Origin of the sequence: Pseudomonas sp. MWU13-2100 (assembly GCF_023242365.1) — a bacterium.
Lineage (GTDB): Bacteria > Pseudomonadota > Gammaproteobacteria > Pseudomonadales > Pseudomonadaceae > Aquipseudomonas.
This window is the reverse complement of record NZ_JALLIX010000001.1, coordinates 309,088-332,773: the sequence shown is the minus strand read 5'-3', so window position 1 is coordinate 332,773 and position 23,686 is coordinate 309,088. Positions and strand designations below refer to the sequence as shown.

The 23,686-nt window shown below is 62.0% G+C and carries 24 protein-coding genes and 1 pseudogene; 4 read left to right on the top strand and 21 right to left on the bottom strand.

Translation table 11 applies throughout. The features are described 5' to 3' along the window. Positions 1-47 precede the first annotated feature (47 nt). The gene (locus M5B99_RS01650) at positions 48-956 is read left to right on the top strand and encodes a MurR/RpiR family transcriptional regulator (protein WP_248802327.1); all 909 of its coding nucleotides are present in this window, start codon (positions 48-50) and stop codon (positions 954-956) included. A gap of 33 nt (positions 957-989) precedes the next feature. On the opposite strand, the gene M5B99_RS01645 is transcribed toward M5B99_RS01650, so the two are convergent. Beyond that, on the bottom strand, positions 990-1,508 hold the full coding sequence (locus M5B99_RS01645) for an ankyrin repeat domain-containing protein (RefSeq protein ID WP_248802326.1): 519 nt from the start codon (positions 1,506-1,508) through the stop codon (positions 990-992). Positions 1,509-1,835: 327 nt separating this feature from the next. Here M5B99_RS01645 and M5B99_RS01640 point away from each other — a divergent pair, with 327 nt between their 5' ends. Beyond that, positions 1,836-2,108, top strand: a complete 273-nt coding sequence (locus tag M5B99_RS01640; RefSeq protein WP_100939050.1) for a DUF3509 domain-containing protein — start codon at positions 1,836-1,838, stop codon at positions 2,106-2,108. Positions 2,109-2,194: 86 nt separating this feature from the next. On the opposite strand, the pseudogene M5B99_RS01635 reads toward M5B99_RS01640, so the two are convergent. The 6 genes and pseudogenes from M5B99_RS01635 to aroC form a co-directional block, all read right to left on the bottom strand. After that, positions 2,195-2,374 (bottom strand): annotated as a pseudogene (locus tag M5B99_RS01635) (helix-turn-helix domain-containing protein); the annotation flags it as partial. A gap of 427 nt (positions 2,375-2,801) precedes the next feature. After that, positions 2,802-3,485: an acireductone synthase gene (gene mtnC, locus M5B99_RS01630; RefSeq protein WP_248802325.1), complete on the bottom strand. Its 684-nt coding sequence runs from the start codon at positions 3,483-3,485 to the stop codon at positions 2,802-2,804. Between the two features lie 30 nt (positions 3,486-3,515). Continuing rightward, complete coding sequence (locus tag M5B99_RS01625) at positions 3,516-4,061, bottom strand: 1,2-dihydroxy-3-keto-5-methylthiopentene dioxygenase (protein WP_248802324.1); 546 nt, start codon at positions 4,059-4,061, stop codon at positions 3,516-3,518. A gap of 101 nt (positions 4,062-4,162) precedes the next feature. Beyond that, positions 4,163-4,783, bottom strand: coding sequence for a methylthioribulose 1-phosphate dehydratase (locus M5B99_RS01620; protein WP_248802323.1), 621 nt, complete (start codon positions 4,781-4,783; stop codon positions 4,163-4,165). Continuing rightward, the gene (locus M5B99_RS01615) at positions 4,780-5,940 is read right to left on the bottom strand and encodes an MFS transporter (RefSeq protein WP_248802322.1); all 1,161 of its coding nucleotides are present in this window, start codon (positions 5,938-5,940) and stop codon (positions 4,780-4,782) included. The genes M5B99_RS01620 and M5B99_RS01615 overlap by 4 nt, the downstream gene beginning before the upstream one ends. Next, complete coding sequence (aroC, locus tag M5B99_RS01610; RefSeq protein ID WP_248802321.1) at positions 5,940-7,031, bottom strand: chorismate synthase; 1,092 nt, start codon at positions 7,029-7,031, stop codon at positions 5,940-5,942. The genes M5B99_RS01615 and aroC overlap by 1 nt, the downstream gene beginning before the upstream one ends. Positions 7,032-7,158: 127 nt before the next feature. Here aroC and M5B99_RS01605 point away from each other — a divergent pair, with 127 nt between their 5' ends. Next, positions 7,159-8,109 (top strand): alpha/beta hydrolase, encoded by a 951-nt coding sequence (locus tag M5B99_RS01605; protein WP_248802320.1) that lies wholly within the window; start codon positions 7,159-7,161, stop codon positions 8,107-8,109. Positions 8,110-8,359: 250 nt separating this feature from the next. Further along, positions 8,360-9,154 carry a hypothetical protein gene (locus M5B99_RS01600; protein WP_248802319.1) on the top strand — a complete coding sequence of 265 codons (795 nt, stop codon included), beginning with the start codon at positions 8,360-8,362 and terminating at the stop codon, positions 9,152-9,154. Positions 9,155-9,202: 48 nt separating this feature from the next. On the opposite strand, the gene M5B99_RS01595 is transcribed toward M5B99_RS01600, so the two are convergent. The 14 genes from M5B99_RS01595 to flhA all read right to left on the bottom strand — a co-directional run bounded on the left by M5B99_RS01595 (position 9,203) and on the right by flhA (position 23,559). Then, positions 9,203-9,595, bottom strand: coding sequence for a DUF2802 domain-containing protein (locus M5B99_RS01595; protein ID WP_248802318.1), 393 nt, complete (start codon positions 9,593-9,595; stop codon positions 9,203-9,205). Next, positions 9,596-10,078 (bottom strand): chemotaxis protein CheW, encoded by a 483-nt coding sequence (locus tag M5B99_RS01590; RefSeq protein WP_040069887.1) that lies wholly within the window; start codon positions 10,076-10,078, stop codon positions 9,596-9,598. Between the two features lie 73 nt (positions 10,079-10,151). Beyond that, positions 10,152-11,012, bottom strand: coding sequence for a CheW domain-containing protein (locus M5B99_RS01585; RefSeq protein WP_248802317.1), 861 nt, complete (start codon positions 11,010-11,012; stop codon positions 10,152-10,154). Between the two features lie 84 nt (positions 11,013-11,096). Further along, entirely contained in the window at positions 11,097-11,885 is a 789-nt protein-coding gene (locus M5B99_RS01580) for a ParA family protein (protein ID WP_218224114.1), read from the bottom strand. 51 nt (positions 11,886-11,936) lie between these two features. Further along, on the bottom strand, positions 11,937-12,824 hold the full coding sequence (gene motD, locus M5B99_RS01575) for a flagellar motor protein MotD (protein ID WP_248802316.1): 888 nt from the start codon (positions 12,822-12,824) through the stop codon (positions 11,937-11,939). 10 nt (positions 12,825-12,834) lie between these two features. Next, entirely contained in the window at positions 12,835-13,575 is a 741-nt protein-coding gene (locus tag M5B99_RS01570) for a flagellar motor protein (protein ID WP_248802315.1), read from the bottom strand. Next, positions 13,575-14,708 (bottom strand): protein-glutamate methylesterase/protein-glutamine glutaminase, encoded by a 1,134-nt coding sequence (locus M5B99_RS01565; protein ID WP_248802314.1) that lies wholly within the window; start codon positions 14,706-14,708, stop codon positions 13,575-13,577. Before M5B99_RS01565 ends, M5B99_RS01570 begins: the two co-directional genes overlap by 1 nt. Positions 14,709-14,760: 52 nt before the next feature. Further along, positions 14,761-17,028 carry a chemotaxis protein CheA gene (locus M5B99_RS01560; protein WP_248802313.1) on the bottom strand — a complete coding sequence of 756 codons (2,268 nt, stop codon included), beginning with the start codon at positions 17,026-17,028 and terminating at the stop codon, positions 14,761-14,763. Positions 17,029-17,042: 14 nt separating this feature from the next. Continuing rightward, the gene (locus tag M5B99_RS01555) at positions 17,043-17,831 is read right to left on the bottom strand and encodes a protein phosphatase CheZ (protein ID WP_248802312.1); all 789 of its coding nucleotides are present in this window, start codon (positions 17,829-17,831) and stop codon (positions 17,043-17,045) included. A 22-nt stretch (positions 17,832-17,853) separates the two neighbouring features. Further along, the gene (locus M5B99_RS01550) at positions 17,854-18,225 is read right to left on the bottom strand and encodes a chemotaxis response regulator CheY (RefSeq protein WP_003183998.1); all 372 of its coding nucleotides are present in this window, start codon (positions 18,223-18,225) and stop codon (positions 17,854-17,856) included. 172 nt (positions 18,226-18,397) lie between these two features. Further along, the gene (gene fliA / locus M5B99_RS01545; protein WP_017124408.1) at positions 18,398-19,138 is read right to left on the bottom strand and encodes an RNA polymerase sigma factor FliA; all 741 of its coding nucleotides are present in this window, start codon (positions 19,136-19,138) and stop codon (positions 18,398-18,400) included. Beyond that, positions 19,135-19,968 (bottom strand): flagellar synthesis regulator FleN, encoded by an 834-nt coding sequence (fleN, locus tag M5B99_RS01540; RefSeq protein ID WP_040069867.1) that lies wholly within the window; start codon positions 19,966-19,968, stop codon positions 19,135-19,137. Before fleN ends, fliA begins: the two co-directional genes overlap by 4 nt. A 121-nt stretch (positions 19,969-20,089) precedes the next feature. Beyond that, positions 20,090-21,418, bottom strand: a complete 1,329-nt coding sequence (gene flhF / locus M5B99_RS01535; RefSeq protein WP_248802311.1) for a flagellar biosynthesis protein FlhF — start codon at positions 21,416-21,418, stop codon at positions 20,090-20,092. An 11-nt stretch (positions 21,419-21,429) separates the two neighbouring features. Continuing rightward, positions 21,430-23,559: a flagellar biosynthesis protein FlhA gene (gene flhA / locus M5B99_RS01530; RefSeq protein WP_248802310.1), complete on the bottom strand. Its 2,130-nt coding sequence runs from the start codon at positions 23,557-23,559 to the stop codon at positions 21,430-21,432. Positions 23,560-23,686 lie beyond the last annotated feature (127 nt).

Below are 23,686 nucleotides of genomic sequence, written 5' to 3'. Positions count from 1 at the left end.
ATGCCTTGGCACCCTCCCTTCCACCCCCAGAACATGTTGAGCCGGATATGCCGACCCCCTCGAAGAACACCACGGTCTATGCCGCACCGGTGATGCGCAAACTGGCGGAAATCGTGGCCGACCTGCAACCGTCGCTGCGCAAGGTGGCGGACTTCATCCTGCGCCATCCGTTGAAAGCCGCGACCCTGACCATCGAGGAGATGGCACAGGCCACCGCCACCTCACCCGCCGCAGTCAACCGCCTGGCCAAGGCGCTGAACCTGGGGGGCTACACCGGCATGAAGGCCGAGCTGGTCGCCACCCTGCAGCAAATGGTGTCGCCGGTGGACAAACTGCGCAACGAACTGGCGCACCGCCCCGGCGGCGCCTTCGGCCTGCATGAGCAGATCGAGAGCGCGATCGGCAACCTCGGCACCACCGGCACCAACAACCACCCCGAGACCTTCGAAGCCTTTGTCACCTGCCTGACCCAGGCCCGCAAGATCTACATCCTCGGGTTTGGCAACAGTGTCTACATGGCCGGCCTCGCGGCTTCGACCCTGATGCCCTTCTGCGCCGACGCGACCGCCATCAGCATGGAGGGCGGTAACGAGAACGCCGCTTATCGACTGGCGGCCATCACCGACCAGGACATTCTCCTGGCGATCTCGCTGCCGCGCTATTCCCTCGATACGTTGCAGCTCTCGCGGTTTGCCCACGAACGTGGCGCCACGGTGCTGGCCATCACCGACTCCCCGGCGTCGCCGCTGACCGGCATCGCCCAGCACGTGCTCTTTGCCCCGGCCGACCACGCGGTACTGACCAGTTCCAACATCGCGGTCCTGGCGTTGATCGAAGGCCTGGTGGCCGGGGTGATGGCGCGCAATAAGGAGGCGGTGAAACTGGCGACCGAACTCACGGAAAGCGTGATGTCCTACCTGCACGTACCCGGCAGCAGCAAGCCAGCGAAGAAGTGAGCAAGGCTGCTGCGCGGTGTTTGCCGCAGCCTGTCAGCCGAGGATTTTCTGCAACTGTGCCGCCGTGTCCTGCGCGCCCATGGTCTGCGCCGCAGCCAATGCGGTGACGCCGTTGGCGTCCTGGGCCCGGGGATCGGCGCCCTGGCTCAGCAGGTAATCGACAATCGTGGTGCGATTGAACATCGCCGCCATCATCAGCGCCGTACGGCCGTCCTTCGACGTCCCCTCGACCTGGGCTCCGCCTTCGATCAGCAACCGGACCATCTCCAGGTCGCCCTTGAACGCCGCCCCGGCAATCGGGCTCTGGCCGTTGTCGTTTTGTATTTGCGGATCAGCCTGGTGCTCCAGCAACACCCGCACTGCATCGACATGTCCGTGATAGCTGGCCAACATCAGCAAGGTGTCGCCCTTGTGGTTACGCAGGTTCGGCGGCAGGCCTTTGCTCAACAGGGCCGCAAGCATCGGCGCATCGCCCTTGCGTGCCACATCGAACACCTGTTCGGCGAACTCGGCGGCTTGGTCTTCGGTCATTTGTCGGGCCTGGTCGGACATGGGACGCTCCTTGGCGTTGCTGGGACAGGGCTGTAAAGGCCTTCAGTTTCCCGAGCCTCCCGCTCGCTGTCATGCCCTATTTTTCAAGCGCTGCCATAGAGACAATCAATAAAAGCAACGGAACAGCCCGACGCCAGGCCTGCGCCAAGCGACCAGACATCGGCAAAATGCAGGATGCACGATGGCCTTTCTTGCAAAATGCACGACCGGGCAAAATCAAAAATAACTTAACCTGCTGTTTTATAACAAATTAATAAAAAAACCATACTGGCACAATCACTGCACCTATGACTCTATGCCCTACATGAGCTAAAGGAGTCCATAGACATGAGCCTGATCCAGGAAAAGTTCGCTTCGGTGTTTTCCAACTACAAGGTCACGACCCAACCGCGTCCGGATGGCGGCATCCTGCTGACCCTGCTGGCCAGCGACGGCAAGCAAGTCAGGCGCTCGGTTTCCTACGCGCAATTACACACCGCGGAACAACTCACCTGGGTGATCAGCGCCATTCGCCGTGATCTCGCCAGCGAGCCCGGTGAACTGCCCTCGATCGCCCTGTTGCAAAGCCAGAACCGCTTTGCACTGCCGACCTATCAGTAAGCGCAAAGCCGCAAGCGCCCTGTCGAAGCCTGCCGGACTATCCAGGCAGCGCTTCGCCGGGTCGCATGCAAATTGCCAACACCCTGTTACACCAAACCACGATTCACCGCCTCTCCCACCGCATGCGCCCGATTACTCACACCCAGCTTGTGGTAGATATTACGCAAATGAAACTTGACCGTGGCTTCGGAAACATCGCGGATAACGCTGATTTCCCAGACGGTCTTGCCCGCCCGCGCCCAGCGCAACACTTCCAGCTCCTTTTCGCTCAGCGTCTTGCTTTTTGACAGCCGGCATCGGCGGGGCTTGCCCAGCGCCGGCAGGACAACGACGTGGGACGGCTCCTTGGCGGACTGAATAAAATCCTGTTTATGCCGCCCTCGTGAATCGGCAATATCGACCACCCGGCACGAAACCCTGTGCACAGTATCGGCACCCAGCATCTCGGGAACGTTCATCATTGTTTCTCCCTCTGGTTTCAATAGATCGTCCTGCCGTGACTCACTCTTATTAGCCACGAACAAACACCCATCAAAAAACAGAGAGTTACACAGAAAAGGGATTTAACAAGCAACTACAAACACAAACAGGGATACCCGACATTTCAACAGGCATTTTCCTACAACTCTAAGTACATAAGGCCGACTCAAGTTTTAATCAGGCCGGCCGCTCATCCTCTGTTTAATGCCCTGACTAGAGTGTCGTCGGATCAATCTCGGAAAAATTGCTCGCCGTTGGGTGGCCGGGCAATTCACCACCGTCGCGCGCCAGGCCATAAGTCAGCAGGCCGGCCTGCCGTGCGGCGTCGAGTTCTTCGACGATATCCGAGAGGAACAGGATCTGGCTCGCCGGGCAACCGATGGCTTCGCTGATATGCCGATAGGACTGGGCTTCGCGCTTGGGCCCCGAGGTGGTATCGAAATAGCCACTGAACAAGGGCGACAGGTCGCCGGCCTCGGAACAGCCGAAGATCAGCTTCTGCGCCTGGATCGAGCCCGATGAATACACGTACAGCCCATAGCCCTGCCCATGCCAATCCCGCAGGGCCTGGACCGCATCCGGGTACACATGGCCCTTGAGCAGGCCGGCTGCATAGCCCTGCTGCCAGACCATGCCTTGCAAGGCCTTGAGCGGCGTGGCCTTGCGGTCCTCGACGAGCCAGCCAAGGAGAATCTCGATCACCCGTTCGACATCCGCCGCCGGCTCACCGCTGTCCAGCCGCACCGCCCCCAGTTGCATCGCCACATCCGGGCGTTCGGCGTGCTGCCGGACAAAATCCGGCAGATATCTGGCCGCGTAGGGAAACAGCACGTCGAAGACGAAACTCACTGCACTGGTGGTGCCTTCGATATCCGTGAGGATGGCTTTGATCGGCATGTCGGATCCCTTCGGGGTCGGGTGGCGGGTTCAGTCTTCGAGACGCGGGAAACGCTTGGCGATGTCCGCGCCGGTGAACTGGGCGACCCAGCCTTCAGGGTTGTTGAACAGGCGGATGGCCACGAAATGCGGGTGTTCGCCCATGTCGAACCAGTGCGGTGTGCCGGCCGGAACCGAAATCAGGTCATTCTTTTCACAGAGCACGGCATAGACATACTCACCGATGTGCAGAGTGAACAAGCCACGGCCGGCGACGAAGAAACGCACTTCGTCTTCGGCATGCCGGTGCTCGTCGAGGAACTTGGCGCGCAACTCGGCCTTCTGCGGGTGATCGCTGTTGAGGCTGACGACGTCGACGGTGATGTAGCCGCGCTCGGTCATCAGGCGGTCGATCTGTACCTGGTAGGCGGCGATCACTTCTTCCTGGCTGGCACCGGGCTGAATCGGCGCGGCGGCTTGCCAACGGTCGAACCGTACCCCTTGCTCGGCCAGGGTCGAAGCGATGTCGTCGACGTGGGTCAGGACCTTGTTCGGGAGGTCCGGGGTGGAAACGTGATAAACGGACAGGCTGCTCATGGGACTCTATTCCTCGACGGGGCTCTGCGTCGGCCGGCTCTGGAGGCCGGTCCGACACGCCGGATAATCAGACAATCAACAGTTCGTGCACAAAGCAATATTCAGGAAAAGCGCAGCGAACGGACTTTCAATTCACATTCAAAGAGAAACTCGAACGCTTCGATCTGGCGCAGGGCATCACTCATGCGCGCCCCCCAGGTGTAGAGACCATGCCCGCGGATCAGGTAGCCGACGCAGTCGGGATGCGCCTCGAGCCAAGGCTGCACCTTGGCCGCCAACCGCGCAATATCCTGGTCGTTATCGAAGATCGGCACCCGCACCTTCGACTCGTGGGTCGAGACCCCGGAGAAGGCCTTTTGCAGTTCATAGTCTTCGAACTCGATGAATTCGCCGGGGGTCATCCGTGACAGCACCGTGGCATTCACCGAGTGGGTGTGCAACACCGCACCGATCTGCGCGCGCCAGGTATAAAGCTGGGTGTGCAGCAGGGTTTCGGCCGAGGGTTTCTTGCCCGGCTCCAGGCTGTTGCCCATCAGGTCAGTGGCGAGCACATCGTCCGGGCCCAACTGGCCCTTGTGCTTGCCGGACACCGTCAGCAGCACCTGGCTGGCCGACAGGCGGGTCGAATAGTTGCTGCTGGTGGCCGGCGACCAGCCGCGACCATACAGAAAGCGCCCGGCCTCGATGATCTCCAGGCTCAATTGTTCACGGGTCAGGCTCATGGCCGCTCCTCTTGCATGCGCGTCGCAATGATAATCGCCGCGGCCAACGCCGCCAGGCTGGCAATACTGAAAGTCCAGGCCGGTCCCAGGCTGTTCCAGCTGTAGCCGGCGTACAATGCGCCCAAGGCCCCGCCCGTACCGGCCAGCGCGGCGTACAACGCCTGTCCCTGGCCTTGCTGGCGCGCGCCGAAACTACGTTGCACGAAATGAATGGCAGAGGCGTGAAAGCTGGCAAAGGTCGCCGCGTGCAGCACCTGCGCGAACAGCAGCACCATCAGGTGATCGGCCAACGCCCCCAGCAACAACCAGCGCACGGCAGCCAGGAGGAAACTGGCCAGTAACACCCGCCGCACCGAAAAGCGCGCGAGGATCCGGCTCATGGCCAGGAACATCAGCACTTCCGCCACCACCCCCAGCGCCCAGAGCATACCAATCAGCCCGCGTGTATAGCCGAGGTTTTCCAGGTGCAGGGTCAGGAAGGTGTAGTACGGACCATGGCTCATCTGCATCAGCGCGACGCAGGCATAGAAGGCCAGTACCCCGGGGCGGCGCAACTGTCGCAGAAAACCTTCGCCGGGCACTCGCGGTCCCTGGTTCGGCGGCTGGGCATTGGGTACCCAGGCGCTGCTCAGGACGATACCGGTCATAATCAGCACGATCGCCACCGGGTAGATATCCAGGCTCAACGCCTCGAACAGGCGCCCGAGCGCGACCACCGTGAGAATGAACCCGATGGAACCCCAAAGGCGGATCTGACTGTAGCGCGCCGCTTGTCCCTGGACCTTCAGATGGGCCAGGGTGATGACCTCGAACTGCGGCAACACCGCATGCCAGAAAAAAGCATGCAGGGCCATGACCAATGCCAGCCAGCCATAGCTTTTGTCGAAGAAGATCAGCGAAAACGCCAGCAGGGTGCAGACGGCGCCGAAGCGCACGATCGCCAGGCGCCGGCCGGTGTAGTCGCCCAGCCAGCCCCAGATATTCGGCGCCACGCAGCGCATCAGCATGGGAATCGCCACCAGCTCGCCAATCCGCGCCGGGGCAAACCCCAGATGGTGGAAGTACAGCGCCAGGAACGGCGCCGTCGCTCCCAGCAACGCGAAGTAGAACAGGTAGAAACTGGACAACCGCCAGTAAGGGAGCGGCGCCCCCGGCATTACAGCTGGCCCAGTACCGGCGTGTCGACCCGCACGTCCGCGTTCTGCCCACGGTGACGCAGCAGGTGGTCCATCAGCACGATCGCCATCATCGCTTCAGCGATGGGGGTGGCGCGGATGCCCACGCAAGGGTCATGGCGGCCCTTGGTGATCACCTCCACCGGGTTGCCGTGAACATCGATGGAACGACCCGGCGTGGTGATGCTCGAGGTCGGCTTGAGGGCCAGGTGCGCGACAATCGGCTGTCCGGAGGAAATCCCACCGAGGATGCCGCCGGCGTTATTGCTGAGGAAACCTTCAGGGGTCAGCTCATCGCGGTGTTCGGTGCCGCGCTGGGCCACACAGGCAAAGCCGGCACCGATCTCGACGCCCTTGACCGCGTTGATGCTCATCAGCGCGTGAGCCAGCTCGGCATCCAGGCGGTCGAAGATCGGCTCGCCCAGGCCCGGCATCACGCCCTCGGCGACCACGGTGATCTTCGCCCCGACCGAATCCTGGTCACGCCGCAACTGGTCCATGTAGGCCTCCAGCTCGGGCACCTTGTCCGGGTCGGGACAGAAGAAGGCGTTCTGCTCCACCGAGTCCCAGGTCTTGAACGGGATTTCAATAGGACCCAACTGGCTCATGTAGCCACGGATGACGATGCCCTGACTGGCCAGGAACTTCTTCGCAATGGCGCCGGCCGCCACACGCATGGCGGTTTCCCGCGCGGAACTGCGACCGCCGCCGCGATAATCGCGCTCGCCGTATTTGTGGTGGTAGCTGTAGTCGGCGTGGGCCGGGCGGAACAGGTCCTTGATCGCCGAGTAGTCCTTGGACTTCTGATCGGTGTTGCGGATCAGCAGACCGATGGCGCAACCGGTGGTGCGACCTTCGAAAACCCCGGAGAGGATTTCCACTTCGTCGGCTTCCTGGCGCTGGGTGGTGTGGCGACTGGTGCCCGGCTTGCGGCGGTCGAGGTCGCGCTGCAGGTCGTCCAGGGACAACTCCAGGCCCGGAGGGCAGCCGTCGACAATGGCGACCAACGCCGGGCCATGGCTTTCGCCTGCGGTGGTGACAGTGAACAGCTTGCCGTAAGTATTGCCGGACATGCAGGGCGCTCCGCGAATCGAGTCTAGATCAAGCATGCCAGTATACGCGGGCTATCCCCGTAGTTCATCCTCGAACCTTATCCTCGGTGACGAGTCGAACCGACACTCTGTAAATGATGGCGTGATAATGCTGCGATTGATTCTGCTGACCCTGACCCTGTTCACCGGTTTTGCCCAAGCCTCCGTGCTGCAACAACCCATCACCCTGGACACCGGCAGCGGCGAGCTGTTCGGCTCGTTGCTGCTGCCCCGCTCGGACGCACCGGTGCCGGTGGTGTTGATCGTGTCCGGCTCCGGCCCCACCGATCGCGACGGCAACAATCCCGATGGCGGCCGTACGGACAGCCTCAAGCGCCTGGCCTGGGTACTGGCCGGTCACAATATCGCCAGCGTACGTTTCGACAAGCGCGGGGTGGCCGCCAGCCTGGCCGCCGCACCCGACGAGCGAACCCTGAGTGTCGAGGGATATACGGCGGATGTCATAGCCTGGGGCGAAAAACTCAAGGCCGACCCACGTTTTGGCCCCTTGATCCTGCTCGGCCACAGCGAAGGCGCGCTGATCGCCACCCTGGCGGCGCCCAAACTGGACACCGCGGCACTGATCAGCGTCGCCGGCAGCGGCCGTCCGATCGACAGCGTGGTCCGCCAGCAATTGGCCAATAACCTGCCGCCGGCCTTGATGTTGCGGGCCAACGCTCTGCTCGACAGCCTCAAGGCCGGGCACCTGGACAACGATATCCCCGCACCGCTGATGCCGATTTTCCGCCCCAGCGTCCAGCCCTACCTGATCAGCCTGTTTCGCCAGGACCCGGCGGCGGCCTTCGCCCGTCTGAAGGTCCCCGCGCTGATCGTCCAGGGCCGCAACGACATCCAGGTCGGCGTCGGCGATGCGCAGGCGCTGAAGGCCGCCAAACCGGATGCACAACTGGTGCTGATTGGCGGTATGAACCATGTGTTGCGCATTGTCCCCGAGGATATCAAGAGCCAGTTGGCCTCCTACCAGAATCCGCAACTGCCCCTGGCCGCCGAACTGGGCAGCCGGATCCTCGCCTTTATTGATGGACTACCGCGCCACTGACTCCCGACTGAGGCCGCCAAAAGCTTCGCGGGCAAGCCCGGCGCCTACAGTTCCGTGCCGAACACATACGTTGCGCGCGACATGACCCTGTAGGAGCAGAGCTTGCTCGCGAAAAGGCTCCAAGACCGCCAGAGAACAGACGCCAGGTACAACGGCACTTTCTGCTCCAGTCCTGTCAAAAACGGCCGATAAGCCATTGCCGGTACCGATATTGTGACCGGCAAGCTGGATACGCACAGGATCTTGCCGAATGACTGAACCCCAAGCCCCAACCGAAAACACCGCCGAAGCCGCCGAGGCCCCGCCAGTGGAACTGCCGTGGGCAGACGTCCAGGCCGAGCACTTCAAGCTGCTGCGCCTGGCGCCCCTGACCACCGAACGCAGCACCGGCGCCCGCCCCCTGCGTTTTGTCCAGTTCGGTTACGCCGAGCGCCACAGCAAGGAGCGCAGCCTGCTGCGCCTGGAGATCCAGCTGCCGGGACAACGGGTGCGCAAGGAACAGAACCATCTGGACGTGTGGGTCGACCACAGCACCAAGCGCGTGCATTTCGGGCCGGAAAGCGGCTTGCAGATCGAGCCGGCGAATCGCGGCATTGGGCGCTTCCTGGCCGCCCAGGCGGCGATCTGGGCACAGAAGAAAGGGTCACACTACTGTGTCGATGGCGCCGCCCTGCAAAACAAGGACGCCTTGAACGAAGACACCCGCCTGCGCCGCGATCACTTCCTGAAAGTCCAGGGTTACGAAGTGGTGTATGCCGATGCCCCCATGCACCTCAAGGGCAGCTACAAGGACGTGCAGGTCGGCGAACTGCGCACGGCATGGAACACCGACAAGCTGCAATTCGTCGAAATACTCGAAGCGGCGCAGATGCTGCAAACCGCCGAGCAGAACCTGCAGGAAAAGGAAGTGAAGCTGCGCCAGCAGGAAGAACGCGTGGGCAAGTTGAAGCGTGAAGACACCGGCCTGCGCTTCACCATCACCTGCCTGGTGGCCTTCGCGATGTTCCAGGCCGGCTTGCTGATCTGGATCGCGACCCGTCACTGAACCTTGTGGCGCCCAACGGGTGCCAGGGTCAGGCAGACGACGAACGCCTCAACTCCGATGCAATTTGCTCATCAGTTCCGCCTCGGCCTGGGTCAGGCCGCAGGACTGCGTCAATTCATCAACGCTGGCCCCCATTCCCACCAGCCGCGCCGCCTGGGCGAAGGACAGGCTCGACGGATCACGCTGCTCCAGTTGGGCAAGCTTTTCCGGTAGCGGCGCGACGACGGCCCGCAGCTCGTGCAGGTCCTCGCCCATGCGCACGGTGCCGTTCTGGAAGTTATCCACGCGCCGCGCCAGTTCCTTGATGCGCTGGTCCCGCAGCGCATCGCCCTCGGCCTGTTGCCCGGCAATCAACCGCTGGTTGCGGGCGTAGACCACAAACATGCCCACGGTCCCGGCCCACAACAGGGCCAGGAGAATAACAGCGACCTCAAGAATCAATCAGATGCTCTCCAGCTCGGACCATTCTTCTTCGCTCATCATCTTGTCCAGCTCAACCAGAATCAGCAGTTCGTTGTTCTTGTTGCATACGCCTTGGATGAACTTGGCCGACTCGTCATTACCCACGTTCGGCGCGGTTTCGACTTCCGACTGACGCAGATAGACCACTTCCGCAACGCTGTCGACCATGATGCCGACCACTTGCTTGTCGGCCTCGATGATCACGATACGGGTGTTGTCGTTGACTTCGGTCGGCATCAGGCCGAAACGCTGGCGGGTGTCGATCACCGTGACCACGTTGCCGCGCAGGTTGATGATCCCCAGCACGTAGCTCGGGGCACCGGGTACCGGGGCGATCTCGGTGTAGCGCAGGACTTCCTGGACGCGCATCACGTTGATCCCATAGGACTCGTTATCCAGCTTGAAGGTTACCCATTGCAGGATCGGATCTTCGGAACTCTGTGCGGACGACGACTTATTCATACCCCTGACCCTCAATGACCGTTGATACGGTGTGTGCTCTGGCAAACCTCGCGGGGGGACCGCGACGACGCCGTTATTTGTTCGTTGGTTTAGCGCTTGGCTTGTTCGTTTGCAGATGTTTCACCGCGCCGCTGGCGATCAGTTCAGCCAGTTCGGAGACGTCGAGCAACGCACACATGTGTTCGATGACCGTGCCGGCCAGCCACGGCCGCTGTCCACGATGGGTACGCCATTTGATTTCGTTGGGGTCCAGGCGCAAGGAACGGCTGACCTGATGCACCGCCAGCCCCCATTCGTAGCCCTGGACCGAGATCACGTATTGCAACCCCTGGCGGAAATCGTCGCGATAACGATCCGGCATCACCCAGCGCGCGGTATCCAGTACTTTCAGGTTGCCGGCCTGGCTTGGCAAGATTCCGAGGAACCATTCCGGCTGGCCGAACAATGGCGTCAGCTCCTGCCCCGCCAGCGAATAGATCGACCCCAGGCACACCAGCGGCACCGCCAGGGTCAGCCCGGCGACGTCGAACAGCAGGCATTCGAAAGGCTCGGCCGCCCAATGCGGGCGCTCGTCGCCCTGCATCGGCGGCGGTGGGATATTCGCGGCGGGCGGCAGATGCACCTCGACCACCGGCGCGACCGGCACAACCTGCGGTATCGCCACCGGCGCTTCCAGCACCATCGGCACCGGTGCAGGCGCCGTCACCAGCGGCGCGGCAGCCACGGCCTGCGCGGCCAGGGCATCGCGGGCCTGTTCTTCGAGCACCGCGGCCTGGAACTCATCCAGCTCGCTGGCCACACTCGGCTCTACCAGCAGCGGCACCTCGACGGCGATATCCACCGGCAACTCTTCGGTCGCCTCCTGCAACAGCGCATCCAGATAGGATTGCAGTGCCACTTGCGGCCGCGTGGTGATTTCGACAGGACGGATCATGTGTATGCCCATGGAGATGTCCCGTTACAGTAACCTGTAAAGGGTATCGGCTGGACAGGCAGATGACTTGAGGACTGGGTCACGTCAGGCCACCTGCGGAATGAGTTGCTGGGTCAGCAGGTGCTTGAGCAAGGCCCGATAGGCCAGCACCCCACGGCTCTTGCCGTCGAACTGCGACGGTGTGACACCGGCCCGGCTGGCATCGCGCAGGCGCGTGTCGACCGGGATGTAGCCTTCCCAGATGGTCTCCGGGAATTTGTCGCGCAAGACCCGTAAGGTCCCCATGGACGCCTGGGTCCGGCGGTCGAACAGGGTCGGCACGATGGTATAGGGCAAGGCCTGCTTGCGTGAACGGTTGATCATCGCCAGGGTGTTGACCATCCGCTCGAGGCCCTTGACCGCCAGATGCTCGGTCTGCACCGGCACCACCAGTTGCTGGCTCGCCGCCAATGCGTTGACCATCAGCACCCCCAGCAGCGGCGGGCTGTCGATCACCGCGTAATCGAAGTCCTGCCACAGCTGCGCCAGACTCTTGGCGATCACCAGGCCCAGGCCGCTCTGGCCCGGCGACAAGCGCTCAAGGGTCGCCAGGGCGGTACTGGAGGGCAGCAGGGAAATCCGTTCGTCGCTGGTGGACAGCAGCAATTGCCCGGGCAAGCCCGTGGGCACCGTGCCCCGGTGCTGGAACAGGTCGAAGGTGCTGTGTTCCAGGGTATCGGGGTCATAACCGAAGTAGCTGGTCATCGAGCCGTGGGGGTCGAGGTCGACCACGACCACACGCTTGCCCGCCTCGGCCAGCAATCCGGCTAAAGCGATGGAGGAAGTGGTCTTACCGACGCCACCCTTTTGATTGGCTACTGCCCAGACTCTCATTCAGTGTATTCCTCCCGCCCGGCATCAAGCCGGCCGAGAAATAGCGCCAAGTTATAGAGCAGGTGCCGGAGATTTGACGGCGTTCTCGCGTACCGCTTGCTTTATCGGTGGCGGTGCAGTTTGTGTGCCAGCACGCTTCAAGGCCGCATCCGGTGTTGCATTGGCCGTACCGGTGCCGGTCAGGCTGCGGCGTACGTCGAGATTGCGCGACACCACCAGCACCACCCGGCGGTTGCGTGCCCGGCCTTCGGCGGTGGCATTGTTGGCCACCGGCTGGAACTCGCCATAACCCACTGAAGCCAGACGACTGGGGTTGACCCCGTCCATGGCCATCATCCGCACGATACTCGCCGAGCGGGCCGAAGACAGCTCCCAGTTGGTGGGATATTGCGCGGTACGAATCGGCTGGTCGTCGGTAAAGCCTTCGACGTGGACCGGGTTGTCGAAGGGTTTGAGGATCTTCGAGACCTTGTCGATGATGTTGAACGCCATGTCGCTGGGCATCGCATCGCCACTGCCGAACAACAGGCTGGAGTTGAGTTCGATCTCCACCCACAGTTCGTTGCCGCGCACGGTCATCTGGTTGGAACTGATCAGGTCGCCGAACGCCGCGCTGATATCGTCGGCTATGCTCTTGAGCGGGTCTTTGGCGCCCTGGCCGATAGCGGCGTCAGTCTGATCGAGGTCCTTGATCAGCGGCTCGGCCGGCTTGACCGTGACCGGCCGCTCGTCACCGATGGGAATCGGCTTGAGGCTGCGATCGACATCGCTGAACACCCCGACCAGCGCCTGGGAGATCACCTTGTACTTGCCTTCGTTGATCGAGGAAATCGAGTACATGACCACGAAAAAGGCGAACAGCAGCGTGATGAAGTCGGCGTAGGAAACCAGCCAGCGCTCGTGATTCACATGCTCTTCGGGTTGGCGACGTCTGGCCATGTCTACTCCATCAGTCCATGAAGCCTTGCAGCTTCAATTCAATGGAGCGCGGGTTCTCGCCCTCGGCAATCGACAGGATGCCCTCGAGGAGCATTTCCCGGTAGCGCGACTGGCGAAAGGCAATCGACTTGAGCTTGCTGGCCACCGGCAGCAGCACCAGGTTGGCACTGGCCACGCCGTAGATGGTGGCGACGAAGGCCACGGCAATGCCGCTCCCCAATTGCGAGGGGTCACCGAGGTTGCCCATCACGTGGATCAGGCCCATCACCGCACCGATGATGCCGATGGTCGGCGCATAGCCGCCCATGCTTTCGAAAACCTTGGCAGCCTCGATATCACGGCTTTCCTGAGTGTAGAAATCCACTTCGAGGATACTGCGGATGGCTTCCGGCTCGGCGCCGTCGACCAGCAGTTGCAGGCCCTTGCGCGAGTAGGCGTCGGGCTCGGCCTCGGCGATGCCTTCCAAGCCCAGCAGGCCTTCCTTGCGGGCCGTCAGGCTCCAGTTGACCACGCGCTCGACGCCGGCAGGCAGATCGATACGCGGCGGAAACAGGATCCAGACGAGAATCTGTATGGCGCGCTTGAATGCGCTCATCGGTGATTGCAGCAAGGCCGCGCCGATGGTCCCCCCCAACACGATCAAGGCGGCCGGACCGTTGGCCAGAGCCCCCAGGTGACCACCTTCGAGGAAGTTACCGCCGACAATGGCAACAAACGCCAGGATAATCCCGATAAGGCTCAACACATCCATCAGAGGCAGGCCTCGACCAGATGCTTGCCGATTTCGTCCAGGCTATAGACCGCGTCGGCCAGTTCAGCCTTGACGATGGCCATGGGCATGCCGTAGATCACGCAACTGGCCTCATCCTGGGCCCAGATGGCACTACCACCCTGTTTGAGCAGGCGCGCACCCTCACGACCGTCAGCGCCCATGCCAGTGAGGACCACCGCCAGAACTTTGTCACCGTAGGATTTGGCCGCGGAACCGAAGGTGATATCCACGCAAGGCTTGTAGTTCAGACGCTCGTCGCCTGGCAGGATCTTCACCGCGCCACGCCCGTCGATCATCATCTGCTTGCCGCCCGGGGCGAGCAAGGCCAACCCGGGACGCAGGATGTCGCCATCCTCGGCTTCCTTGACGCTGATCTGGCAGAGCTTGTCCAGACGCTCGGCAAAGGCCTTGGTGAAGGCTGCCGGCATATGCTGGATCAACACGATGGGGGCCGGGAAGCTGGCCGGCAACTGGGTCAGGACCCGCTGCAGGGCCACCGGACCACCGGTGGAGGTACCGATGGCGACCAGCTTGTAAGCCTTGCGCTTCGGTGCGCCGGAAGTCGAGACCGCGGCATGTGCGGGAGCCGGAGCACGACTGGCCACCGGTGTGGTCCGCACGGGTGCCGGAGTCGGGCTGCCGTAGCTGCTGGATGCCGGTGTCGGTGTAACCGCCGGAGACGGCGCGGCGACGGGCGCACTGCTGAAGCGCCGGTTACTGCGCGAGATGCTGTGAACCTTCTCGCACAGCAGTTGCTTGACCTTCTCCGGGTTGCGCGAGATGTCTTCGAAATTCTTCGGCAGGAAGTCCACGGCCCCGGCGTCCAACGCATCGAGGGTCACCCGGGCGCCTTCATGGGTCAGGGACGAGAACATCAGCACCGGCGTCGGACAGCGCTGCATGATATGCCGCACCGCCGTGATGCCGTCCATCATCGGCATCTCGTAGTCCATGGTGATCACGTCCGGCTTGAGGGCCAGGGCCTGATCGATGGCTTCTTTACCGTTGGTCGCCGTACCGACGACCTGAATGCTTGGATCCGCCGAAAGGATTTCCGAGACGCGGCGGCGGAAAAACCCCGAATCATCCACCACCAGGACCTTGACTACCATAAACACTCCGTTAGGCCCGGCGGCGGGCTTGAGCGCCGCCGCCGGGCCGGAATCAAATACGCCGTGCGGCGTAACGCTTGAGCATGCTCGGCACGTCGAGAATCAGGGCAATGCGACCGTCACCGGTAATGGTGGCGCCCGACATGCCCGGAGTCCCCTGCAGCATCTTGCCCAGCGGTTTGATGACCACTTCTTCCTGGCCGACCAGTTGATCGACGACAAAGCCGATGCGCTGGGTGCCCACCGAAAGGATCACCACATGGCCTTCGCGCTGTTCTTCATGAGCGGCCGAGCTGACCAGCCAGCGCTTGAGATAGAACAGCGGCAAGGCCTTGTCGCGGACGATCACCACTTCCTGGCCGTCGACCACGTTGGTGCGCGACAGGTCGAGGTGGAAGATCTCGTTGACGTTGACCAGCGGGAAGGCAAAGGCCTGGTTGCCGAGCATGACCATCAGGGTCGGCATGATCGCCAGGGTCAACGGGACCTTGATGACGATCTTCGAACCCTTGCCCTTGGTCGAGTAGATGTTGATGGTGCCGTTGAGCTGGGCGATCTTGGTTTTCACCACGTCCATGCCCACGCCACGCCCGGACACGTCGGAAATCTCGGTCTTGGTCGAGAAGCCCGGGGCGAAGATCAGGTTGAAGCAGTCGGTCTCGCTCAGGCGATCGGCCGCATCCTTGTCCATCAGGCCCTTCTTCACCGCGATGCTGCGCAGCACGTCGGCGTCCATGCCCTTGCCGTCATCGGAGATCGACAGCAGGATGTGGTCGCCTTCCTGCTCGGCGGAGAGGATCACCCGCCCGCTGCGGGACTTGCCCATGGCTTCACGATCGGCCGGCTCTTCAATACCGTGGTCGACCGAGTTGCGCACCAAGTGGACCAGCGGGTCGGCCAGGGCTTCGACCAGGTTCTTGTCGAGGTCGGTCTCTTCGCCCACCAGTTCCAGGTTGATCTCTTTCTTCAACTGCCGGGCCAGGTCGCGAACCAGGCGTGGGAAACGGCCGAAGACTTTCTTGATCGGCTGCATGCGGGTTTTCATCACCGCGGTCTGCAGGTCGGCGGTCACTACGTCGAGGTTGGACACGGCCTTGGACATGGCTTCATCGCCACTGTTCAAGCCCAGGCGCACCAGGCGGTTACGCACCAGCACCAGTTCGCCGACCATGTTCATGATCTCGTCCAGGCGCGCGGTATCGACCCGCACGGTGGTTTCCGCTTCGCTGGCTGGCGGCTTGTCGCCAGCAGCAGCAGCGGCGGCAGGCGCCGGGGCACGGGCCGGAGCCGGTGCCGCAGCAGCAGGCGCGGCTGCGGCCTTGACCGGGGCTGCCGCCGGCGCCTTGGCAACAGGCGCGGGGGCAGCCGCGGGTTTGGTCGCGGCCGCCGTGGCCACCGCGGTGGTCGCGGCCACTTCGGTGAACTTGCCCTTGCCATGCAGCTCGTCGAGTAGCGACTCGAATTCCTGGTCGGTGATCAGGTCGCCGCTTGCAGCGCCTGTTTTCTCTGCCGCCTGGACCGAAGCCGCGGTGGTATCAAGCGCCTCGACCTTGAACGAGCCCTTGCCATGCAACTGGTCGAGCAAGGCTTCGAATTCGTCGTCGGTAATATCGGTACTTTTTTCAGACCCGCCGCCGGCAGCCGCGGGTGCTGCCGGCGGAGTCGAGGCCGCCACGGCATCCGGGGCGAACTGGCCCTTGCCGTGCAACTGGTCGAGCAGGGACTCGAACTCGGCGTCGGTGATTTCATCGCCGCCGGCCTCGCCCTGCACCGCAGCCACGGCCTTGGGCGCCTCGGCTGCGGCCTTGACGCTGTTCAGGGAGTCGAGCAGCAATTCGAATTCGTTGTCGGTGATATCGCCGGACTCGCTTTCAGCGACCGGTTCAGGCTCCGCCACCTCGGCCACGGGCGCCGCCACTTCCTCGGCACCCGCCGGCTCCGCCAGGCGCGCCAAGGCCGCCAGCAGCTCCGGGGTCGCCGGGGTGATCGGACCACGTTCACGGACTTCGCTGAACATGCCGTTCACCGCATCCAGCGCTTCCAGGACCACGTCCATCAGCTCCGAGTCGACGCGCCGCTCACCCTTGCGCAGGATGTCGAACACGTTCTCGGCGATGTGACAGCACTCCACCAGCTCGTTGAGCTGGAGGAAGCCGGCGCCCCCTTTTACAGTGTGAAAACCGCGAAAGATTGCATTGAGCAGATCCGCATCATCAGGTCGGCTTTCCAGCTCGACCAGCTGTTCGGACAGTTGCTCCAGAATCTCGCCGGCCTCAACCAGAAAATCCTGAAGGATCTCTTCATCGGCGCCGAAGCTCATGTGTTTGGGTGCTCCTAGAATCCAAGACTGGAAAGCAAATCGTCGACATCGTCCTGACCGGACATAACGTCTTCACGTTTATCGGCATGAATCTGCGGACCTTCACCCTGGGCCATCTGTTTTTGTGGATCTTTTTCGGCAAGGAGGGCATCGCGGTCATGCTCGATACCGGCAAAGCGGTCGACCTGACTGGCCATCAGCACCAATTTGAGCAAATTGCTTTCCACTTCGGTGACCATCTGGGTCACACGCTTGATCACCTGACCGGTAAGGTCCTGGTAATCCTGGGCCAGCAGAATATCGTTCAGTTCGCTCGAGACGGCGCGGGTTTCCTGCTCGCTTTGGGCCAGGAACGTCTCGACCCGCCGCGCCAGCTCGCGAAATTCCTGGGCACCGACTTCGCGCCGCATGAAGCGACCCCAGTCGGCACCCAAGGCCTTGGCTTCGACATTGAGGCCGGTCACCCTGGGGGTCGCACTCTCCACCAGATCCATGGTGCGATTGGCCGCCGCTTCGGTCAACCTGACCACATAGGACAGGCGCTCGGTGGCATCGGTGATCTGCGAGACTTCCTCGGCCTGCGGCATATGCGGGTCGATCTGGAAGTTGACAATGGCGCTGTGCAATTCGCGAGTGAGCTTGCCGACTTCCAGATACAGGCCGCGGTCACGGGTCTGATTCAGCTCATGGATCATTTGCACCGCGTCGCCAAACCGACCTTTTTCAAGGCTGTCGACCAGTTCGCGGGCATGTTTTTTCAGGGTTAGTTCAAAATCACCCAGTGAAGATTCGTTGTGCTCCATAGCGCCCCCGTGGTGGACTTCATCAGCCGATGCGTTCGAAGATTTTCTCGATCTTCTCTTTCAACGCCTGGGCCGTGAATGGTTTGACCACATAGCCGTTTACACCGGCCTGGGCTGCTTCGATGATCTGCTCGCGCTTGGCTTCCGCCGTCACCATCAACACCGGCAAGTGCTTGAGTTTTTCATCGGCGCGCACGTGGCGCAGCAGATCGATGCCAGTCATGCCGGGCATGTTCCAGTCGGTGACCAGAAAGTCGATGCTACCGCTGTTGAGGACCGGAATCGCGGTGGTACCGTCATCCGCCTCAACCGTGTTGGTGAACCCGAGGTCACGCAACAGGTTCTTGATGATCCGCCGCATCGTTGAAAAATCGTCAACGATGAGGATTTTCATGTTCTTGTCCAATTCGACCTCCAAGCAGTCTTAAACGCGTTCAGCACCTGGACGCGCTGTTCAATCAATTCGGCACAGCACTCAACGACTGCATGGAAACCCCATCCGGCCGAGTCACCCCCAGGACGTCAAACGCCATGTCGGTCTCGTTCGCAGTGTTCCCACACTGCCTTCAGCGCGCTCGCCACTCCCCCAAACGCCCCCGCAAGCGGGCCGCGCACTGGCTGTGTAACTGGCTGACTCGCGACTCGCTGACCCCCAACACCTCACCAATTTCCTTGAGGTTCAGCTCCTCGTCGTAGTACAGCGCCAACACCAGTCGCTCACGCTCCGGCAAATTGGCAATCGCATCCGCCAGCGCGGCCTGGAAGCGTTCATCCTCCAGGTCGCGCGACGGTTCGAGATGAGCACTCGCGCCATCCTCGTGCAGCCCTTCATGCTCGCCGTCCTGCAACAGGTCGTCGAAACTGAACAGGCGGCTGCCCAAGGTATCGTTCAAAATCCCGTAATAATCGTCGAGACTCAATTGGAGTTCGGCTGCAACCTCGTGATCTTTAGCGTCGCGGCCGGTTTTTGCTTCAATTGCACGAATTGCGTCACTGACCATGCGGGTATTGCGGTGTACCGAACGCGGCGCCCAGTCGCCCTTGCGCACTTCATCGAGCATCGCGCCGCGGATACGAATGCCGGCATAGGTCTCGAAACTGGCCCCCTTGCTGGAGTCGTATTTGGTCGAGACTTCCAGCAGGCCGATCATCCCGGCCTGGATCAGATCCTCGACCTGGACGCTGGCGGGCAGCCGTGCCAGCAGGTGATAGGCGATACGCTTGACCAACGGCGCGTAACGTTCAATCAGTTCATACTGGCTGTCACGCGAGGATTTGGAATACATGCGATAGCCACTGGCAGTCATAGAACCGGTCCCGCACTCGTTTGATGCACCAGACGCTCGACAAAAAACTCCAGGTGCCCCCGAGGATTGGCAGGAAGCGGCCAGGTATCGACTTTCTGAGCGATAGCCTTGAACGCCAAGGCACATTTCGAACGAGGGAATGCTTCGTAGACCGCACGCTGCTTTTGCACGGCCTTGCGCACACACTCGTCATAAGGAACGGCGCCGACATATTGTAGGGCCACATCCAGGAAGCGATCCGTGACCTTGGTCAACTTGGCGAACAGGTTGCGGCCTTCCTGCGGGCTCTGGGCCATATTGGCCAGCACGCGGAAGCGGTTCATGCCGTAGTCGCGGTTGAGCAGCTTGATCAAGGCGTAGGCGTCGGTGATCGATGTCGGCTCGTCGCAGACCACCAACAACACTTCCTGGGCCGCGCGGACAAAGCTGACCACCGACTCGCCGATGCCCGCGGCGGTGTCGATCACCAGCACGTCGAGATTGTCACCGATATCGCTGAATGCCTGGATCAGGCCGGCATGCTGTGCCGGACTCAGATGCACCATGCTCTGGGTCCCCGAGGCCGCCGGCACGATGCGAATCCCGCCCGGGCCCTGCAACAGCACATCACGCAGCTCGCAACGCCCTTCGACCACATCGGCCAGGGTGCGTTTGGGCGTGAGGCCCAGCAGGACGTCGACATTCGCCAGTCCCAGATCGGCATCCAGCAGCATGACACGCCGGCCAAGCTCGGCCAGCGCCAGGGATAAATTCACTGACACGTTGGTCTTCCCGACGCCACCTTTGCCGCCGGTCACCGCGATCACCTGTACGGGATGCATGCTGCCCATGTTCTCTTCTTACCTTGTCTTGCTTAGACGGAAGGCCACATAAGTGGCTGCGCGTTCACTTGTCGGAACAATGCGTGGCAGACCATCGATGTAGGTAATTTGCAACGTCTGAATACTCATCTCAACCCACCCGTTTTGACGGGCTGTGGTAGATATCAGCGAACATATCGGCCATGGCTTCCTCGCTGGGTTCTTCCTGCATTTGCACACTGACCGCCCTGGACACCAGCTGATGCCGGCGCGGCAGGTGTAGATCATCCGGAATACGTGGCCCGTCGGTCAGATAGGCCACTGGCAACTCGTGACTGATGGCCAGGCTCAGCACTTCGCCGAGGCTCGCGGTTTCATCCAGTTTAGTCAGGATGCAACCGGCCAGCCCGCAGCGCTTGTAGCTGTGGTAGGCGGCGGTCAGCACCTGTTTCTGGCTGGTGGTGGCCAGGACCAGATAATTCTTCGCCTTGATCCCGCGTCCGGCCAGGCTTTCCAGTTGCATGCGCAACGCCGGGTCGCTGGCTTGCAGGCCGGCGGTATCGATCAGCACCACGCGTTTGCGCAGCAGCGGATCGAGGGCCTGGGCCAGGGACTGGCCCGGGTCGACATGGGTCACCGAGACATTGAGGATCCGCCCCAGGGTCTTGAGCTGTTCCTGGGCACCGATGCGAAAGCTGTCCATGCTCACCAGCGCGATGTTCTGCGCGCCGTACTTGAGCACGTAGCGCGCCGCCAGCTTGGCCAACGTGGTGGTCTTGCCCATGCCGGCCGGGCCGACCATGGCGATCACACCACCCTCTTCCAGCGGCTCGATCTCGGGCGTGACGATCATCCGTGCCAAGTGTGCCAACAGCATGCGCCAGGCCTGGCGCGGCTCGTCGATCCCGGCAACCAGTTCCAGCAGGTCCCGCGACAGCGGCCCGGACAGGCCGATACGCTGCAGACGGCGCCAGAGGTTGGCCTGTTGCGGCTGACGGCCTTGCAACTGGTTCCAGGCCAGGGAGCCGAGCTGTACTTCCAGCAGCTCGCGCAAGCCATTGAGTTCCGAACGCATCGAATCGAACACCCGCTGATCCACCGCCGGAGCATGGGCCACAGGGGCGGGCGCCGGGCGCCGCGGCTCGTCGAAAGTCGGTTCGATCAGCGGCTCGGCGGCGGTCAGCGGCAGGCCGGCGAACAGTTGGCGATTGGTCGCGGAGTCGGTGTCGCCTTCGCTGCGCAGGCTCAGTTCGGCCTGGGCGGTGACGATACGCGACTGAGTCTTGCGCAGCTCGTCCTCGAGCTCCATGTTCGGCACCCGCGGCGACAGCGCCGAGAGTTTGTAGTCCAGGGCAGCCGTCAGCTCGACACCGCCCGCAATCCGGCGGTTGCCGATAATGGCCGCGTCAGAGCCCAGCTCATCACGAACGAGCTTCATGGCCTGACGCATATCGGCGGCGAAAAAACGCTTAACTTGCATAACCCACTACCTCAGCCGTTGGGCCCTACTGTCGCAACGATGGTCACTTGCTTGTTGTCCGGAATTTCCTGGTAGGCCAAGACATGCAGGCTTGGCACCGCCAGTCGTCCGAACCGCGAAAGCATCGCGCGAACCGGCCCAGCTACCAGCAGGATCACCGGCTGCCCTTGCATTTCCTGGCGCTGGGCGGCGTCGATCAGCGAACGCTGGAGTTTCTCGGCCATGCTCGGCTCCAGAAGAACGCCTTCTTCCGAGCCTTGTCCGGCCTTCTGCAGACTATTGAGCAATATCTGTTCCAACCTTGGCTCCAAGGTGATCACAGGCAGCTCGGACTCAAGCCCTACAATGCTTTGGACGATTGCGCGGGACAAACCGACGCGAACCGCGGCAACCATAGCGGCAGTATCTTGACTCTTGGTGGCATTGTTTGCGATCGCTTCGGCAATGCTGCGGATATCGCGGACAGGTACGTGTTCGGCGAGCAGGGCTTGCAGCACCTTGAGCAGATGCGACAGGGAAATGATCCCCGGTACCAACTCCTCGGCCAGCTTGGGCGAGCCCTTGGCCAGCAACTGCATGAGTTGCTGGACTTCTTCGTGGCCGATCAGCTCGCTGGAGTGCTTGTAGAGAATCTGGTTGAGGTGCGTCGCCACCACGGTGCTGGCGTCGACCACGGTATAGCCCAGGGACTGCGCCTGGGAGCGCTGGCTGACCTCGATCCAGACCGCTTCCAGGCCGAAGGCCGGGTCCTTGGCGGTGATTCCGTTGAGCGGACCGTAGACCTGGCCCGGGTTGATCGCCAGTTCGCGATCCGGGTAAATCTCGGCTTCGGCCAGGGTCACGCCCATCAAGGTCAGGCGGTAGGCACTGGGGGCCAGGTCGAGGTTGTCACGAATGTGCACAGTGGGCATCAGGAAACCGAGGTCCTGGGAGAGTTTCTTGCGCACCCCCTTGATCCGCGCCAGCAATTGCCCACCCTGGTTGCGGTCCACCAACGGAATCAGGCGATAACCGACTTCCAGGCCGATCATGTCGATGGGACTCACGTCGTCCCAGCCCAGTTCCTTGGTTTCCATGCTCCGCGCCGGCGACGGCAGCAGGTCCTGCTGGCGCTGGACTTCGGCCAAGGCCTGGACCTTGGCAACGTTCTGTTTTTTCCAGACCATATAAGCGATGCCGCCAGCAACGGCCGCCAGGCTGATAAAGGAAAAGTGCGGCATGCCCGGCACCAACCCCATCACCGCCATCAGGCCCGCGGCGACACCCAGGGCCTTGGGCGAAGCGAACATCTGCCGGCTGATCTGCTTGCCCATGTCTTCCGAACCGGAAGCACGGGTCACCATGATCGCCGCAGCTGTAGATAACAACAGTGATGGCAATTGCGCCACCAAACCGTCACCAATGGTCAGCAAGGCATAGACCTTACCGGCGTCGGCAAAACTCATATGGTGCTGGAAAATCCCGACCGCCATGCCGCCGATCAGGTTGATGAACAGGATCAGCAGGCCGGCGACGGCGTCACCGCGCACGAACTTGCTGGCACCGTCCATGGAGCCGTAGAACTCGGCTTCCTGGGCGACTTCCAGGCGGCGCAGCTTGGCCTGTGGCTGATCGATCAGACCGGCGTTGAGGTCGGCGTCAATCGCCATCTGCTTGCCGGGCATCGCATCGAGGGTGAAACGCGCGCTCACCTCGGAAATCCGCCCGGCACCCTTGGTGACCACGACGAAGTTAATGATCATCAAGATCGCGAAGACGACGATACCGACCACGTAGTTGCCGCCGATCACCACCTCGCCGAAGGCCTGGATCACCTTGCCGGCGGAGGCATGACCCTCCTGACCGTGGAGCATGACCACTCGGGTGGACGCCACGTTCAGCGCCAGGCGCAGCAGCGTGGCAATCAGCAGGATGGTCGGGAACACCGCGAAATCCAATGGCCGCAGGGCGTAGACGCAGACCAGCAGAACAACGATTGACAAAGCGATGTTGAAGGTGAAGAACACGTCCAACAGGAACGCCGGCACTGGCAACATCATCATCGCCAGCATGATCAACAGCAGTATCGGCACACCGAGATTGCCCCGGCCGAGACTGCTCAGGTTGCTGCGCGCCGAGTTGAGAAGTTGAGAGCGATCCACCGGTATTCCTCGTCACCTTGAAGCAAACTTTTGACGCCACAAGCGCCATAGACCTGCCTCTGCAAGAAGCCTTCCAACTCTGGCCGGGGTGAGTAAATGCTTATTCTGGAAGGCTTACGGGCAGGAC